Raw genomic sequence first — 15055 nt, 5'->3', positions numbered from 1 at the left:
CGGGCTCATCATTGTGACCTGGTCAATCCAGCGGGCGCGGCCGCCGGTCTGGTTGGTGTCGGCGCCTCGGTCGGCGCCGGCGCCGTGCCCGGTGGTTGAGCCGCGGGCGTCGGAGGATGTTCCCAGCCTAGAAAGCTGGGTCCGCTTACGGTCGAGATGTGCTGAATTTGACCGTCCATAATCGCCTTGCTGTGGCCGAGCGCCAGCGCGTGACGATCGGTGAACATCCCGACATCTCCCGGTATGACCCGCGCCGGCTCGATCGGGTGGGCAACCGGCGTCCCAGGCGAAGGAATCGTAATTCCCTGTTGGCGGAAGGCATCTGCGATCGGGACTCCGCCGGCAGCGGCCTTGATCGCCGCGGCCAACTGCGGACTGGCGGCCGTCACCGTGTCGCCGTCGGGCAGCGTCACGGTCGTCGGGCCCGTCGGCAATGATTCGGGCTTCCCCGATTGCGGGTCCTTGTGTTCGCTGTCCTTATCGTGGGGGTCGTCCGACCCGTCATGGTCTGTGGGTTCGCGGTCTTCGGCTGTCAGGGGCGCTTCGTCGCCGAGATCTCTCAGCGTCGGATCAATTCCGCTGCCCTGCAACGGCCCGGAAAGTGGCAGCCCGGCCGGCATACCCAAACCGGACATCGAGCCCGGCGCTGCGCCGCCCGGCATCGCTCCTCCGCCGAGGTTGGGAATGCTTGGTATCGCCGACGACATCGGCATGCTTGGCGTCGCGGGAGCCGCTGTGACAGATGTCGGCGACTCTCCGGCCAGCAGGCCGGGATCGTCAGCGAGCAGGGCATCCAGGTACGGATCCGATCCAGCATCTGGGCCGCCGCCTGCGGGCGTGGGGGCGCCAGCGGCGACGGGAACTGTCGGGCGCACATCGCCGGCACCGCTGGGTCCAGCCTTGGAGGCGTTGTACAGCGATGTCCATGCAGCCATCAGCGCTGACTTCGACGTGTCGTCAAGACTCGCGTCGGCGACCACTGCCCGGATATCGCGCAGCTTGCCGATGAGGAACCGTTGGAAGTCGCGCGCTCCCGCGGGAGTGTCCAGATCTGATCGTGTGCGTAGGGCGGCTTCGATATCTTGCTGCAACTTGGTCAGCGCTTCTCTACCGTCGACCGCTTTGAGGTGTGCATTCAAGATCGCCGAAATCACTTGCAGGTCTAGTTGAGAACTTGCCGAATTCTGGTGTGCCAGCGCAGCTTCAGCCCGCGCTATGGCTTCGGCGGCGTCGCCTTCCAGGCGGCCCGACGGCGGTTCGCCTGGCGGCCTGGTCCCCGGGTTGAACACGTCCGGATGTTGTTGGCGGATTTTGCGCAGAATCGCGTCGAGTTGTTCCATATCGGTGTTCGGGGCGAAGACAGCAGAAACCTCACCGCGGGTTAGCCCAGCCTCCCAGCCGTGCGGGTCACCCGTCGCCTCCCGGACACGCTTCATCGCGTCGGCTAGGTCCTGATACGTCGACATCGGCTAGCCGACACGCAGCGCGGCGCATTGCCGGCGACGTCGCGAGCCCTCCATGTCGGGTGACGGTACGTAGCCGGGTTGCGGTCGACAATTCACCGTGCGGACCGCTCTCGGGTGACCCTGGGGTTCATACACAGCTGGGGGTTTTTCCACAGCTCGCGGTTTCCGGGGCCCAGCGGATCAGGAGATGGTCGACTGCGCATCTCGGATGCGTTTGAGCGCAACTTTTGCAAATCGCATCGACAACGCCGGGGAGAGGCGCTCCAGATACCACCATGCTTTCCACGCCGCTGGCACCACGATGATCGCGTCTCCGCGTAACACGGCACGCAAGGCCCGCTCGGCGAACTTTTCGGGTGCCATCGGCCGCATTTGCTCCCAGAGTTTGAGGATTTCGTCGTCGCTGACGCCGGCCAGCTTGGTCCGCCCGTACACTCCGCCGGTGAGTATCGGGGTTCGGATCACGCCTGGACAAAGCACCGAGACCTGCACACCGTGGCGTTCGGCCTCGATCCGCAACGACTTCGAGAGCGCAACGACAGCATGTTTGGTGGCGGTGTAGCTCGCCTGGCCCGCGGTGGTGACGAGGCCGGCCATGGACGCTGTGTTCACGATGTGTCCGGAGTGCTGCCGGATCATGATCGGGTAGACCGCCTGGATGCCGTGCACCACACCGCGCAGGTTCACGTCGAAGACGTCGTTCCAGTCATCGAGCGCGTATGAGTCGACTTCACCGGCGACCCCGATGCCGGCATTGTTGAACAGGTAGTCGATCCGCCCCGATTGCCGCACCACTTCGGCGACGGCTTGCTCAAACGATGGAAGGCTGCGCACGTCGAGCTCGATCGCGTGCGCCTTTGCGCCGCCACTGCCAAGGCGTTGCGCCAGCTCCTGCGCTGCGTCGATCTGACGATCGGCGATCCAGACCTCAGCGCCTCCGTCCAGCAGCTTGGCCGTTAACGCGGCGCCGATGCCGGACGCGCCGCCGGTAATGAATGCGATTTTCCCTGACACGCTCGACGCCATTCCGAAAGGATATCTTCGCGTTCGCAATTCTTCGGGAGTTCGGGCAGCCGGCAACCACCCTTTAGCGCTGTCGCGCGACTGGGTAGTGTTCCCGCAGTTCTTGCAACGCAGCGCTTTTCGCCTGAGCAAGTTCGTGAGCGTGCGCCACGACCGCTGCGATCTCTCGTTGTTTGGCAACGAGGAACCGTTGGAACTCGCGCGCCCCCAATGGCGTGTCGATGCCGGACTGGTCCGACACAGCGTGGTCGATTTCGGCAGCAATCGCGTCGAGTCGACGCACGCTCTCACCCATCTCCGCATGAGCGCTGGCGAGCACCTCTGTCAGCACCCGGTCGGCGTCGGCAACCGCATTCTGCCGACTTGCCAGCGCCGACTGCTGCGCCTGAATGGCCGACGCCGAAGGTCCGGTGTGCTCCGCCATGGTTCTGCCTCCTTAGACCGGCCGACGGATCTGCACGTAGTTGCCCAACCGGCTGATCCGCACCGACGCGCCCGAGTAGGGCGCTTCGACGACCAGATTGTTGCCGATCGCCATCTGCACGTGCCCGGCATGCGGAAAGACGAGATCGCCCGGACGGACTTGCCCGCGCGGCACCGGAATCCCCTCGTTGATCTGCTGATACGTGGTGCGATCCAGGTGAATGCCCGCTTGCGCGTAGGCCCACTGGACCAAACCCGAGCAGTCGAACTGGTTGGGCCCGGTCGCGCCCCAGACATACGGCCGACCCAGCCGCGACAGCGCGGCACGCACCGCGATCGCGGCCCTCCCGCCGGCGGACGGCAGCCGCAGCCCGGTTCTGGCGCCGCGCTGGTGCGACAGTCGGTACCGCAGCGCCCGTAACGCCGCAACGCGTCGTCGCGCCCGCCAGCGGGCCGCCAATACGTGCGCGCGCTGAGCCCGCAGCCGCGCCACCCGACGCCGGATCGCTTCACGCTGGGCCAGTGGTGTGACCGGCGCGACGGCAGCATCGGCGCGGGCCTCGTCGAGCACACCCTTGGTCAGCTCATGCGCCCGCATCCGATCCCGTTGGGCACCGGCGAGAACGGCTGTGGCCGCGGCGTCCGTTCGTGCCGCCGACAGCAGATCGTCCCGGCTCCGGCGCACCGCGAACCGGTAGCGGCCTTGTCCCGCAGCGGTATTCACTCCGGCGGCACGCTGTAGCAGGTGTGGGTACTGTCCGGTGCCCGCGTCCACCACCGCGTGCCGCGTGTTGCCGACAAACATCTGGTGGGCACGGCTCAACTCGCCGATCTCACTCTGAACCAAGGGTTCCCCAGGTCTCGATGGCATCGGCGAAGGCCCGAACCCGGGGGAGTGCGCCCGGCGGGATGGCTCCCCGGTTACGGATGTCCCACACCTCGTCGCTGCCGACACCCAGCAGTGCGGCGATGATGGCTTCCGGCAACGCCGACTGTGTGCACGCGCGATCAAACCGCGCGCTCAAGCTGGTGGGCATCCGCTTCAGCAGCGCACTGCGCGTCGCCTCGAGCTGCTGCAGATGTTCCATCAGCCGGGTGGCCGACTCGGTCCCGGCGTTCACCGCCACCCGCCACGAACTGGCGGCCAGCAGCTCTGCCTTCACGCATTGAGCGATCACAGAGAGAATATACGTCTCATATTCGTTTGATGTTGTCGCAGGCAGTCGCTCGATGACCGATTTGATGGCATCGAGCTGGGCTTCGGCGTAGCCTTCGAGCACTTCCGTGTCGCTCTGGCGGTCGACCACGACCGCACCTGCGCGCCGGGGGACGAGCGGCTCAGGTGGCTGTGCGGCGATCAGCCGGGCCAACTCGGCATCAGGATCGGCGGCCACCAGCAGCCGCGAGTAGGTGCCGGGCGGCAACCCCAGTCCATTCTCAACTTTCTGAACAGTACTTTTGTGCGGTTTTCGGGCGCCGCGCTCTAGATAGCTCAGCCCCATGATGCTGACGCCCGTCGCGGCGGCCAAATCCGCCAGTGAGAAGTCGCGCGACTCGCGCAGTGCCCGAAGCGCCGCGCCGGCGGATTCACGGCTCATCGCACCCTCCGGCCACAAGCCGGATATTACACAAGCTTCGGCGATTCAAGCGTGTATACGTTTCTATCACGTTTCTCTTGCGGTCGGCAGGTTTGCGTGTATACGCTTTTGCCTACGTTTCGCCCTCTCGGACAAGGAGATCAGATGGGACATCCCTGCGCCACCAACCCGGAACTGTGGTTCGGCTACCCCGACGACGACTGCGGTGACGGAGCGGCAAAGGCTCGCGCGTACGAGCGCTCAGCGACCGAGGCGCGGATCCAATGCCTGCGCCGCTGCCCACTTGCCCAGCAGCGACTGTGTGCCCAGCGTGCGATCAAGCATCGCGAAGAGTACGGAGTCTGGGCCGGCGTCAAACTTCCCGGCGGGCAGTACCGCAAACGCGAGCAGCTCGCCCGGGCCCATGACGTGTTGCGGCGTATCGCCGCCGGCGAAATCAACGCCAGAGAGCTGCCCGAGAACGCGACGCTGCTCGCACGCCGTGAACGCGATGCCATTCCGGTGGCCGCGGTGGTGGTGCACCTTCCGGCCGCGCGAGTGGACCCCCGTTCTGCCGCCTGACGACGAGAGCGGCGCAACAGTTTGCTGACCCATCCGACCGGGTAGCCGCGCATGCATGACGTTCGACCTGACGCCGACGGCAGCGCAACACGACCTCGCCCGGCGCACCCACGAGTTCTCCGAAACTGTGATACGTCCGGTCGCGCTCGAGTACGACCAACGGCAGGAGTTCCCGTGGCCCGTGCTGGAAGAGGCCGCACAGCGCGGGTTCTATAGCCCGTTGTTCTACCGCGACTTGATCGGCGACCCGACCGGTATCTCGTTGCCGATGTTCATGGAGGAGCTGTTCTGGGGTTGCGCGGGCATCGGTTTAGCGATCGTCATGCCGGCCCTGGCGTTGTCGGCGATCGGTCAGGCCGCATCGCCCGAGCAGATGTTGCAGTGGGCGCCCGAATGCTTCGGAACGCCAGGGGATATCAAGCTCGCCGCGCTGGCCATCTCTGAACCCGAAGGCGGCAGCGACGTGCGCAATCTACGCACTACCGCCCGCCGCGACGGTGACGACTGGATCATCGACGGACACAAGATGTGGATCGGCAACGGCGGGATCGCCAACGTCCACGTCGTCAACGCCGTCGTCGACCAGGAACTAGGCCACCGTGGCCAGGCGCTGTTCGTGGTACCGGGTGGCGTACCCGGACTGGAACTGGTGCGCAAACTTGACAAGCTGGGCTGCCGGGCGTCTCATACCGCCGAGTTGCGGTTCGACGGGGTGCGGGTTCCGGCTGCGAATTTGCTTGGCGGACAAGAGAAGCTCGATCAAAAACTCGCGAAGGCCCGCGAAGTGGTGGCCGGTGGGAAACGATCCGGTTCGGCGACGCTGGGCACCTTCGAGCAGACCCGCCCGATGGTCGCCGCCCAGGCGATCGGGATCGCCCGCGCCGCACTGGAGTATGCAACGGCCTACGCCACCGAGCGGGAGGCGTTCGGCGGACCGATTATCGACAACCAGGGCATCGCATTTCCGCTGGCGGAGTTGGCCACCCAGATCGACGCCGCCCGGTTGCTCACTTGGCGCGCCTCCTGGATGGCCGCCCAGGGTGTGCCGTTCGAGCGGGGGGAGGGCTCGATGTCCAAGCTCGCGGCGAGCGAGGTCGCCGTCAAGGCCACCGAACGCGCCGTCCAGACCATGGGCGGCTGGGGTTACATCACCGACCACCCGGTGGAGAAGTGGTATCGGGATGCGAAGCTGTACACCATCTTTGAAGGCACCAGCGAGATTCAGCGGATGGTCATCTCCAACGCGCTGGGCGCCGCGGTGGACACGCCGCCGCTGCATGTGGTGCTCGAGCCGTCCGGCGGACCGCTTAACCGGATGTTCGGTCGCGGCACCCCGCTACGATCGCGCGCCGCCGATGCCGCGCTGTCGATGCAGGATCGGGTTCCCGAACCAGTCATGCGGTTGGCGATGAAGGTGCTGCGGCCGCCAGGGCGGTGAGGCCCCGATTGAAGGTAGCGTCGGGTAGGTGAGCAATCTCGAGGCCGCACCGGTCGAATTCGCGTGCACCGCTTCACGGGCCGCCGGTATCGAGGTGCTGCAGCCGCGTGCGGTTCCACTGGGCGGGCCGCGCGCAATACGTGTGCAGCGCACGCTTCCACAACGCCAACGCTCACTGATCGGTGCCTGGTGTTTCGTCGACCACTATGGTCCCGTCTCAGCGAAGATGGACGTTCCGCCTCATCCCCACACCGGACTGCAAACGGTGAGTTGGTTGTTCAGTGGGGAAGTGGAGCACCGCGACAGCGGTGGCGTCCATGCCGTAGTCCGGCCCGGCGAGCTGAACCTGATGACGGCGGGAGCGGGCATCGCTCACTCCGAAGCATCACGTTCCGGCGCGATTCTGCACGGCGCGCAACTTTGGTTGGCGTTGCCGGACTTCGCTCGCGACACTGACCGAGACTTCGTTCACTATGCGCCCGCACCGATTTCGCTGCCGGATGCGGTGGTGCGGGTCTTTCTCGGAGAACTAGCCGGCAGTCGTTCGCCTGTACCGACATTTACTCCGCTGCTGGGCGCCCAAGTCGATCTCGGGCAGCGTGCTCAGTTGGACATCGACGTCGATCCCTCATTCGAACACGGCGTACTGTGCGACATGGGCGAGGTAGAGATGTGTGGGACCGCCCTGGCCGTCGCCGATCTCGGATACCAGAGCGCGGGAAACGCCGCGCTGCAACTGCGCAACACCGGAGAGCGGCCGGCGCGGGTATTGCTGCTCGGCGGCACCCCCTTCACCGAAGAATTGGTGATGTGGTGGAACTTCGTCGGGCGCAGTCACGACGACATCGTGAGCTATCGCCGACTATGGGAGGACGGCGACGAACGCTTCGGGGCTGTTTGCGGGTACCAAGGTTCCATCACCCGCCTGCCCGCCCCGCCGCTGCCCACCACCCGGCTGCGGCCTCGACCGATACCAAACAGAAGGGAATTCGAATGACTGCCGACAAGACCGGTGCACAAACCACCGTCAGCGCGAAGGACGGCCAGTTCACCATTGAGGTGGAGGGCAAAACCGTCGGCCTCGCTGAATATGCCGATCGCGGCAATCAGCGCATTTTCCACCACACCGAGACGGATCCGGCGTACGGCGGCCGTGGCTTGGCGACCATCCTTGTCGAGGAGGCGCTCAACGCGACGCGGGATGCGGGCAAGCGCATCGTTCCGCTGTGCTCCATGGTCGTCACCGTGCTCAAGAAGCATCCCGAGTTCGACGACATCACCGATCCCGTCACCGTCGAGGCGCAACAGTGGGCGCAGAACCTGCCATGAACTCAGCCGTCTTCGTCGTCGTCTGGGGGAGCGCGAAACGCGTCCCGCTCGCCGAGTGACGAACGACGCGGGGCCTGGTGGCCGTACACGCCCTCGGGATAGGCCGTCTCGGCGTGCTGGGTGAGGTCGACACCGCTCTTCTCGTCGGCGGCGCTCACCCGGAAGCCCATGAAACGCTCGATCAGCATCGCCAGCACGTAGCTCACCGCGAAGGCATAGACACCGACCACCACCATCGCCAAAGCCTGCTTGCCGAGTTGGCCCAGTCCGCCGCCGTAGAAGAGCCCCTTCGGGCCGTTGGTCATGACCGCGGTGGCGAGCAGCCCGATCAACAGCACGCCGACGACGCCGCCGACGAAGTGCACGCCGACAACGTCAAGGGAGTCGTCATAGTTGAGCTTGAACTTGACCAGGATCGCGAATGAGCACACGATCCCGGCCACCAGCCCGACGACAGCGGCGCCGAGGGTGTTCACCGTGCCGCACGACGGCGTGATCGCCACCAGGCCGGCCACCACTCCGGACGCGGCGCCGAACGTGGTCGGCTTGCCGTCCCGGACCCGTTCCACCGCAAGCCATCCCAGCATGCCCAGGCAGCCGGCAACGAGGGTGTTGAGGAAGATCGCGGAGGCTAAACCGCTGGCGGCCAACGCCGAACCGGCGTTGAACCCGAACCAGCCGAACCACAGCAGTCCCACCCCGAGGAGCACGAAAGGCAGGTTGTGCGGCCGCATGGCCTCCGCCTTGAACCCGATGCGTGGACCGAGCACCAGCGCCAACGCGAGCGCCGAGCACCCCGAGACGATCTCGACGACCAACCCGCCCGCGTAGTCGAGCACGCCCATTTTGGCCAGCCAACCGCTGGGCGCCCACACCCAGTGCGCCACAACGGAATACACCGCCACGGCCCAGACCGGTACGAACACCATCCAGGCCGCGAACTTGGCGCGGTCGGCGATGGCGCCGCTGACCAGGGCGGCGGTGATGATCGCGAAGGTCAACTGGAAGGTGGCGTACAGCAGTTCGGGAACCTGGCCGTGCAGGGTCTGGGGGCCGATACCGCTCATCCCCGCGTGCGCCAATCCGCCGAGGAATCCGCCCGCGCCGCCGTCGGAGAACGCCAGGCTGTAACCGACCAGCAGCCACGCAACCGTGACCAGCGGAATGGAGATGAAGCTCATCATGATCATGTTGAGCACGCCGCTGGTGCGCACCATGCCCCCGTAGAAGATCGCCAACCCGGGCGTCATCAACAGCACGAGGGCGGTGCTGGCCAGCAGCCAGGCGGTAGCGGCGGGATCGATGTTCAACGTTGCGCCTCTCTGGAGAATCGACGATGAGAATATCGGCGCGATCTTGCGCATGGACGCCAGACGGGCGTTGTCGATGAGGGACATCGCCAGAGTTGGCTATCTGCCGCCGAAGAAGTGGGAAACCAGGTACGGCCTCTTAGCGCGTCGCGCGGGCCAGCAGATAGCGTCGTTCGGGCAGGCTGCGGGTGCGCTGGGCCGCCCGAATGTAGTACTCGCGGGCGGCTTCTTGGTCGCCGAGCTCATCGAGCAGATGCGCCCGCACCGCATCGACGCGGTGGTGTCCGTTGAGGGCGGGGTGTGCCGCAGCTTCGTCAAGTTCGGCAAGTGCGGCGGCCGGGCCACGGACCATCGCGACGGCGACGGTTCGGTTGAGAGCGACCATCGGCCCGGGCGCGAGAGCGACGAGAACGTCGTACAACGCGAGGATCTGTGGCCAGTCGGTCCCCTCGACGTCTGCGGCCTCGTCGTGCACGGCGGCGATCGCCGCCTGCAGCTGGTAGGGCCCGGGCTTCGCAACCGGCAATATCGCCTCGACGATCGCGACGCCTTCGGCGATGGCGGCTCGGTCCCACCTGGCGCGGTCCTGCTCGGCGAGCGGGATCAGCGCGCCATCTGGGTTGGTCCGGGCGCCGCGGCGAGCGTCGGTCAGCAGCATCAGCGCGAGCAACCCGGCGACCTCGCCGTCGTCGGGCAGGCTCTCGCGCAGCTGCCGGGTCGCTCTGATCGCTTCGGAGGTCAGCTCGACGCGGTCGAGGGCCTCGCCCGCGGTCGCGGTGTAGCCCTCGTTGAAGATCAGGTACAGCACCTGCAGGACCGCGGGCAGCCGTTCGTCGCGCTCGCGCGCGGTCGGCATCCGAAACTGCACACCCCTGTCGCGGATGCGAGCCTTCGCCCGGCTGATGCGCTGCCCAATCGTGGCCTCCGGTAGCAGTAAAGCGCGTGCGATCTCCGCGGTGGTGAGGCCGCCGAGCGCGCGCAGCGTCAGTGCAATCTGCGACGGCACGGTCAGCTCGGGGTGACAACACAAGAACACCAGCGGCAGCGTGTCATCTACCTCCGAGACCTCCGACGCTGCATCTGGCGGCGGCGCGGGCTCGAGCGCATACGCGTCTTCGCGGCGCCGACGCGCGGTCTCCTTGCGCCACGTTTCGACTAGACGCCGCGACGCCGTCGTGATCAGCCAGCCGGTCGGGTTTTCAGGTACGCCGTCGATCGGCCAGCTGACCGTGGCGGCGAGCAACGCCTCCTGGACGGCGTCCTCGCAGTCATCGAAGCTGCCGTTACGACGCACGAGCACACCAAGCACGCGAGGAGTGAGCTCGCGCAGCAGGTCGGTGACGGCCGGCTCGGCGGTGCTCACATGTCCCATTCACTCAAATCGAGCACCGGCCGGACCTCCACGAGACCCCAGACGGCGTCGGGCACGCGCGCCGCGATCGCCAAGGCACGGTCCTCGCTTTCGCAATCGATGAGCAGGAAGCCGGCCAAGTGCTCTTTCGACTCGGCAAAAGGCCCATCGGTGATCATTGTCTGGTCGGCCGCCACGGTGACACGCTTCGCCAGTGCCGGGTCCGCGAGACCTTCGGACGCCACCAACTCACCGGCGTCGGCGAGCTCGGCGCTAAGCGCGCGATGGTCGCGGCCGAACCGCTCGCGCTGCTCCTCCGGCAGCGCCTCCCACCGCTCGAGGAACTGCGGATTGCTCTGAATCAAGATCATGTACTTCACGGCGACTCCGCTCAGCTTCGACGAATTCTTACGCTCCGGTGTCGAAACTGGCGAGCCGGCTTCGACACCCCATTGAAGGCTCCGATGCTATGGAGCCACGAAGAAGGGATCAGACAATGAAGACCAGCCACGCCGGGACCGCCGTGCACACTGTCCTCGACAAATTCGCAGCAGCGCACGCCGCGCGAGACGCCGATGGACTCTTCGCGCTCTACTCCGACGACATCGTGGCGTATTCGCTTGCGCCGCCACTGCAACAGGGGCCCCTTACGCCCTACGGCACTGTCGACGGCATTCGGGCCTGGTTCGCGGGATTCGACGGCCCGGTGGAGATCACGCACCTCGACCCGGTCGTGCACGAAGACGGCGACCTCGCGTTGGCCTACACCCTCACCCAGATGACAGTAACGCGCGCCGGCCAGGGCGAATCGTTCTCGACCTGGTACCGCTCAACTTTTGGCCTGCGCCGCATCGACGAGTCGTGGCGCATCACGCACCGACACGACTCGGCGCCGTTCTATATGGACGGCTCGTATCGCGCGGCCACCGACCTGCAGCCCTGAGCCCGTACATCATGGCGTAAATCTGTCGTATGATAGCGACATGCCTACGACCGCAGCCTCGGCGGCGCGCGCAGACCTCGTTGCGCTCCTCAATGCAGTCAACGACGCAACCGTGCTGCTACAGCGCTCAAAGGCGGTTCCCGACGAGGTCGCCGAGCTTATCGATAGCTTCGAGCAGACGCTGGGCGCGGCGACGCCGTTGCGACTTGAGGCCGACCCTTATCTGACGACAGCCATGTGGGCCGCGGCGTTTCGCGCTCAGAAAGCACTCCGCCATGACAGCGACGACCAGCGCCGCGACGTGCGCATTGGGCTCGAGCAATTCCGCCATGCATTGCGCGATATCGTCGAAAATCAGCCCTACAGCGACGATGTGCCAGTCCGCGATGTCTTAACCAAGACCGCCGAGGTCCTCGCCACCCCCCAGAAGACCCTGGCAGACCTGCTCGGGGTCTCGGTTCGCCAGCTCCAGCGGTGGCTCGCTCTCGACGGAACAGAGCCTGCGGCTGACGACGCCGCCCGTATCCGCGCGGTCGGCCAAGTCGTCAACCAGCTCCGTCACTCATTTACCGGCCCCGGGGCAATTGCTTGGTTCTATCGGGAGCATCCGGTGCTTGGCCGGCGGCCGGTCGAACTACTCGATGACCCGTTGAACTACCCGCGTGTGCTCGACGCGGCGAGTGCGGCTCGCGCCATGACGGTATGAGCCTGACGGTCTTTCGCCATGCTTCCTATGACTCGCCATGGTGGGCACTGCCCAGTTCGCGGGCCGGCCGTTTTCACCGCGCCATGACCGACACGGTCCAATACCTCAGTCTTCATCCGCTGGGCCCCGCCGCCGAGATGCTTCGCCACAACCTTGGTCCAGCGGGCAACCCAGATGACGTCGTGCTGAATTTGTGGTCGGCGGTGGTCGACGTGGACGACGCGACGCGCGTCGACTTCGACGACTGTGAAAGGTACGGGCTGACGCCAGACGAACTTGTGGGCGACGACTACACCCCTACTCAAGCGTTGGCCGACGTCGTTCGAAACAGCGGAGCGAGCGCACTAATCGTGCCGTCGGCCGCGCTGCCGGGGACCCACAACCTGATCTTGTTTGGGGTCCGACTCCTCAATCCCTTTCTGAGCCAACCCCTTACACCGGAAGAGATCCCGACCGGGCAACTCACCGACGGAGCGCGTGCCCCGTCGGAGGTGGCACCACACGTCCGCTGGTTCGGCGCCCCGCACAAAGCGGTGGAGCAGTGGAAGAACACTGGGGCCTATGAACCATTCGCTGATCCCATCGCGACGCGCTGGTAACACCCTTATCGCGCCATTACTCGTCGCGCTCTAGAGGAGTCAGAAGCGTTCGCCGATGAGGTGCAAACACAAAGGCCACGACTTCTCTCGAGTCGTGACCTTCAGCGCCGCAGTTCGTAGAACCGCAAATGGTGGGCGAAGGGGGACTTGAACCCCCACGTCCCGAAGGACACTGGCACCTGAAGCCAGCGCGTCTGCCATTCCGCCACTCGCCCGAAACAACCGCAGGACCATATCACTGTAGTGGCAACGCGCCCCAGCCGCTCTAGGGGGCATCCTCCTGCCCACCGCCGGACCCCGGTTCTTAAAAGGACTGTGAACAGCAGCGTTGCGATTCTCAGGATTCTCACGGTGCCGAATCACCACAGTGTCCCGATACCATGCTTGGGTGATCCGACACGCGGGCGAGTCGTTTGCTTTGCGGTTGCGATATGCCCAGATAAATGGGTGCGAGCACTGAAAGATGGGTAGCCAAAGGGGGCTGGTTCAGCGCATCGAGCGCAAACTCGAAGCGACCGTGGGAGATGCGTTTGCCCGGATGTTCGGCGGATCAATCGTGCCCGCAGAGGTGGAAGCCCTATTGCGCCGCGAAGCGGCCGACGGCGTCCGGTCGCTTCAGGGAAATCGCCCGTTGGCGCCCAACGAATACATCATTACCCTCAGTGTGCACGACTTTGAGAAGGTGGGCGCCGACCCGGATCTCACGACGCACGCTTTCGCTAGGTACTTGGCGGACTATATCCATGAACAGGGGTGGCAAACGTATGGTGATGTGGTCGTCCGGTTCGAGTCGTCGTCGAACCTGCATACCGGCCAGTTCCGCGCCCGCGGTGCTGTCAACCCCGACGTCGAGCCCCGCCCGACGGTCACCGACTCCGCCCGACCACAATCAGATCAAGCGTTTGGCGCAGAACCAGGAGTACCACCAATGAGTGACAATTCGAGCTACCGCGGGGGTCAGGGGCAGGGGCGCCCCGGCGACGAGTACTACGACGACCGCTACGGGCGTCCGCAAGACGGCCCAGAGGCCCAGGGCGGCCACGACCCCCGTGGCGGATATCCGCCCGACCAAGGCGGCTATCCGCCCCAGCAGGGATATCCGCCGCCCCGCCCCGACCAGGGCGGCTACCCCCAGGGTGGCGGTTACCAAGACCAAGGCGGATACGGGCAAGGCGGCTACCCCGGTCAGGGTGGTTACGGCGGCCAGGGCGGCTATCCGGATCAAGGCGGTTACGGCGGCCAAGGCGGCTACCCGGATCAAGGCGGTTACGGCGGTCAGGGCGGCTACCAGGACCAGGGCGGCGGTTATCCACCCGCCCCGTCGTCGTATGAGCAGCAGCCACCCAGCCACGGCGGCGGACAAGGGTATGACCAGGGCTACCGTCAGGACGCGGGGGGCTATCCGCCGCAGCAGGGCGGTGGGCAGTCCGGCTACGGCGGCGGTTACGGCGACTACGGGCGTCATCAAGACGAGGGCGGCTATGCCTCGGCCCCTCCGGCGGCCTCGCCCGAGCAGCGTCCGTCCTACCCCGACCAAGGTGGCGGGTACGACCAGGGCTACCAGCAGGGCGGCTATGGCCAGCAGGACTACGGCCAACAGGACTACGGCCAACAGGACTACGGCCAACAGAGCTACGGCCAGCAGGACTACGGCCAGCAGAGCTACGGCCAACAGGACTACGGCCAACAGGATTACGGCCAGCAGAGCTACGGCCAGCAGGACTACGGCCAGGACGCCTTCACCCACTACGCCGATGCCGCCCCCGGAGCGGGGTACGCCCCGCCGGCCGGCGACTATGGCGAGCCCGCCAGGGGCGACTACGACTACGGTCAGTCAGGCGGCGCCGGTGATTACGGCCAGCCCGCCGGCGGCTACGGCGGCTACGGGCAGGGCGGCGGCTATGGGGCTCCCGCAACGTCGGTCACCCTGCAGCTGGACGACGGCAGCGGCCGGACCTACCAGCTGCGCGAGGGTTCCAACATCGTGGGCCGCGGACAAGACGCCCAGTTCCGGCTGCCCGACACAGGCGTGTCGCGCAGGCACCTGGAGATTCGTTGGGACGGGCAGGTGGCACTGCTGTCCGACCTCAATTCCACTAATGGCACCACCGTCAACAATGCACCGGTACAGGAGTGGCAGTTGGCCGATGCCGATGTGATCCGTTTGGGCCACTCGGAGATCATCGTCCGGATTCACTGAACCCACCGGGGCTCGGCCGCCGAGCTTCGCCCCGCGTCGTCCACCGTCCAGTATCGTGACGTTGCTGAACTGCTCGGTGTCACGGATGCGGGGGGTACGGCGCCAGGA

The 15055-nt window shown here is 66.0% G+C and carries 16 protein-coding genes and 1 tRNA gene; 8 read left to right on the top strand and 9 right to left on the bottom strand.

Going from position 1 to position 15055, the window contains the following annotated elements; all coding sequences use genetic code 11:
* Positions 1–8: 8 nt before the first annotated feature.
* The 5 genes from AC5Y21_RS19890 to AC5Y21_RS19870 all read right to left on the bottom strand — a co-directional run bounded on the left by AC5Y21_RS19890 (position 9) and on the right by AC5Y21_RS19870 (position 4510).
* Positions 9–1466, bottom strand: a complete 1458-nt coding sequence (locus AC5Y21_RS19890) for a DUF4226 domain-containing protein (protein WP_499914915.1) — start codon at positions 1464–1466, stop codon at positions 9–11.
* A 180-nt stretch (positions 1467–1646) separates the two neighbouring features.
* Positions 1647–2492 carry an SDR family NAD(P)-dependent oxidoreductase gene (locus AC5Y21_RS19885; RefSeq protein ID WP_499914914.1) on the bottom strand — a complete coding sequence of 282 codons (846 nt, stop codon included), beginning with the start codon at positions 2490–2492 and terminating at the stop codon, positions 1647–1649.
* A 61-nt stretch (positions 2493–2553) separates the two neighbouring features.
* The gene (locus AC5Y21_RS19880) at positions 2554–2913 is read right to left on the bottom strand and encodes a DUF4226 domain-containing protein (protein ID WP_499914913.1); all 360 of its coding nucleotides are present in this window, start codon (positions 2911–2913) and stop codon (positions 2554–2556) included.
* Between the two features lie 12 nt (positions 2914–2925).
* Complete coding sequence (locus tag AC5Y21_RS19875) at positions 2926–3783, bottom strand: C40 family peptidase (RefSeq protein WP_499914912.1); 858 nt, start codon at positions 3781–3783, stop codon at positions 2926–2928.
* Positions 3746–4510 (bottom strand): helix-turn-helix domain-containing protein, encoded by a 765-nt coding sequence (locus AC5Y21_RS19870; protein ID WP_499914911.1) that lies wholly within the window; start codon positions 4508–4510, stop codon positions 3746–3748. The genes AC5Y21_RS19875 and AC5Y21_RS19870 overlap by 38 nt, the downstream gene beginning before the upstream one ends.
* A 144-nt stretch (positions 4511–4654) precedes the next feature.
* Here AC5Y21_RS19870 and AC5Y21_RS19865 point away from each other — a divergent pair, with 144 nt between their 5' ends.
* From AC5Y21_RS19865 to AC5Y21_RS19850, 4 genes are read left to right on the top strand one after another with little or no spacing between them, the layout of a single operon-like run.
* Positions 4655–5071 carry a WhiB family transcriptional regulator gene (locus AC5Y21_RS19865; protein WP_499914910.1) on the top strand — a complete coding sequence of 139 codons (417 nt, stop codon included), beginning with the start codon at positions 4655–4657 and terminating at the stop codon, positions 5069–5071.
* 55 nt (positions 5072–5126) lie between these two features.
* The gene (locus tag AC5Y21_RS19860; protein ID WP_499914909.1) at positions 5127–6509 is read left to right on the top strand and encodes an acyl-CoA dehydrogenase family protein; all 1383 of its coding nucleotides are present in this window, start codon (positions 5127–5129) and stop codon (positions 6507–6509) included.
* Positions 6510–6537: 28 nt separating this feature from the next.
* Complete coding sequence (locus AC5Y21_RS19855) at positions 6538–7506, top strand: pirin family protein (protein WP_499914908.1); 969 nt, start codon at positions 6538–6540, stop codon at positions 7504–7506.
* Positions 7503–7838, top strand: a complete 336-nt coding sequence (locus tag AC5Y21_RS19850) for a GNAT family N-acetyltransferase (RefSeq protein WP_499914907.1) — start codon at positions 7503–7505, stop codon at positions 7836–7838. Before AC5Y21_RS19855 ends, AC5Y21_RS19850 begins: the two co-directional genes overlap by 4 nt.
* Positions 7839–7840: 2 nt before the next feature.
* On the opposite strand, the gene AC5Y21_RS19845 is transcribed toward AC5Y21_RS19850, so the two are convergent.
* The 3 genes from AC5Y21_RS19845 to AC5Y21_RS19835 form a co-directional block, all read right to left on the bottom strand.
* Positions 7841–9202, bottom strand: a complete 1362-nt coding sequence (locus tag AC5Y21_RS19845; protein ID WP_499914930.1) for an ammonium transporter — start codon at positions 9200–9202, stop codon at positions 7841–7843.
* 85 nt (positions 9203–9287) lie between these two features.
* On the bottom strand, positions 9288–10511 hold the full coding sequence (locus AC5Y21_RS19840) for an RNA polymerase sigma factor (protein ID WP_499914906.1): 1224 nt from the start codon (positions 10509–10511) through the stop codon (positions 9288–9290).
* Positions 10508–10870, bottom strand: coding sequence for a YciI family protein (locus tag AC5Y21_RS19835; protein ID WP_499914929.1), 363 nt, complete (start codon positions 10868–10870; stop codon positions 10508–10510). The genes AC5Y21_RS19840 and AC5Y21_RS19835 overlap by 4 nt, the downstream gene beginning before the upstream one ends.
* A gap of 125 nt (positions 10871–10995) precedes the next feature.
* Here AC5Y21_RS19835 and AC5Y21_RS19830 point away from each other — a divergent pair, with 125 nt between their 5' ends.
* The 3 genes from AC5Y21_RS19830 to AC5Y21_RS19820 are packed head-to-tail and all read left to right on the top strand — an operon-like array spanning position 10996 to position 12747.
* Positions 10996–11442 (top strand): YybH family protein, encoded by a 447-nt coding sequence (locus AC5Y21_RS19830; protein WP_499914905.1) that lies wholly within the window; start codon positions 10996–10998, stop codon positions 11440–11442.
* A 40-nt stretch (positions 11443–11482) separates the two neighbouring features.
* On the top strand, positions 11483–12148 hold the full coding sequence (locus AC5Y21_RS19825) for a hypothetical protein (RefSeq protein ID WP_499914904.1): 666 nt from the start codon (positions 11483–11485) through the stop codon (positions 12146–12148).
* Positions 12145–12747 carry an RES family NAD+ phosphorylase gene (locus AC5Y21_RS19820; protein WP_499914903.1) on the top strand — a complete coding sequence of 201 codons (603 nt, stop codon included), beginning with the start codon at positions 12145–12147 and terminating at the stop codon, positions 12745–12747. Before AC5Y21_RS19825 ends, AC5Y21_RS19820 begins: the two co-directional genes overlap by 4 nt.
* A 129-nt stretch (positions 12748–12876) precedes the next feature.
* On the opposite strand, the gene AC5Y21_RS19815 is transcribed toward AC5Y21_RS19820, so the two are convergent.
* Positions 12877–12962: transfer RNA gene (locus AC5Y21_RS19815), tRNA-Leu, on the bottom strand.
* 248 nt (positions 12963–13210) lie between these two features.
* Here AC5Y21_RS19815 and AC5Y21_RS19810 point away from each other — a divergent pair.
* Positions 13211–14947 (top strand): FHA domain-containing protein, encoded by a 1737-nt coding sequence (locus AC5Y21_RS19810; protein WP_499914902.1) that lies wholly within the window; start codon positions 13211–13213, stop codon positions 14945–14947.
* Positions 14948–15055 lie beyond the last annotated feature (108 nt).

The organism is Mycobacterium sp. NGS41 (genome assembly GCF_059812725.1).
Note: the sequence above shows the minus strand (reverse complement) of the source record. Positions and strands in the feature narration are given on the sequence as shown.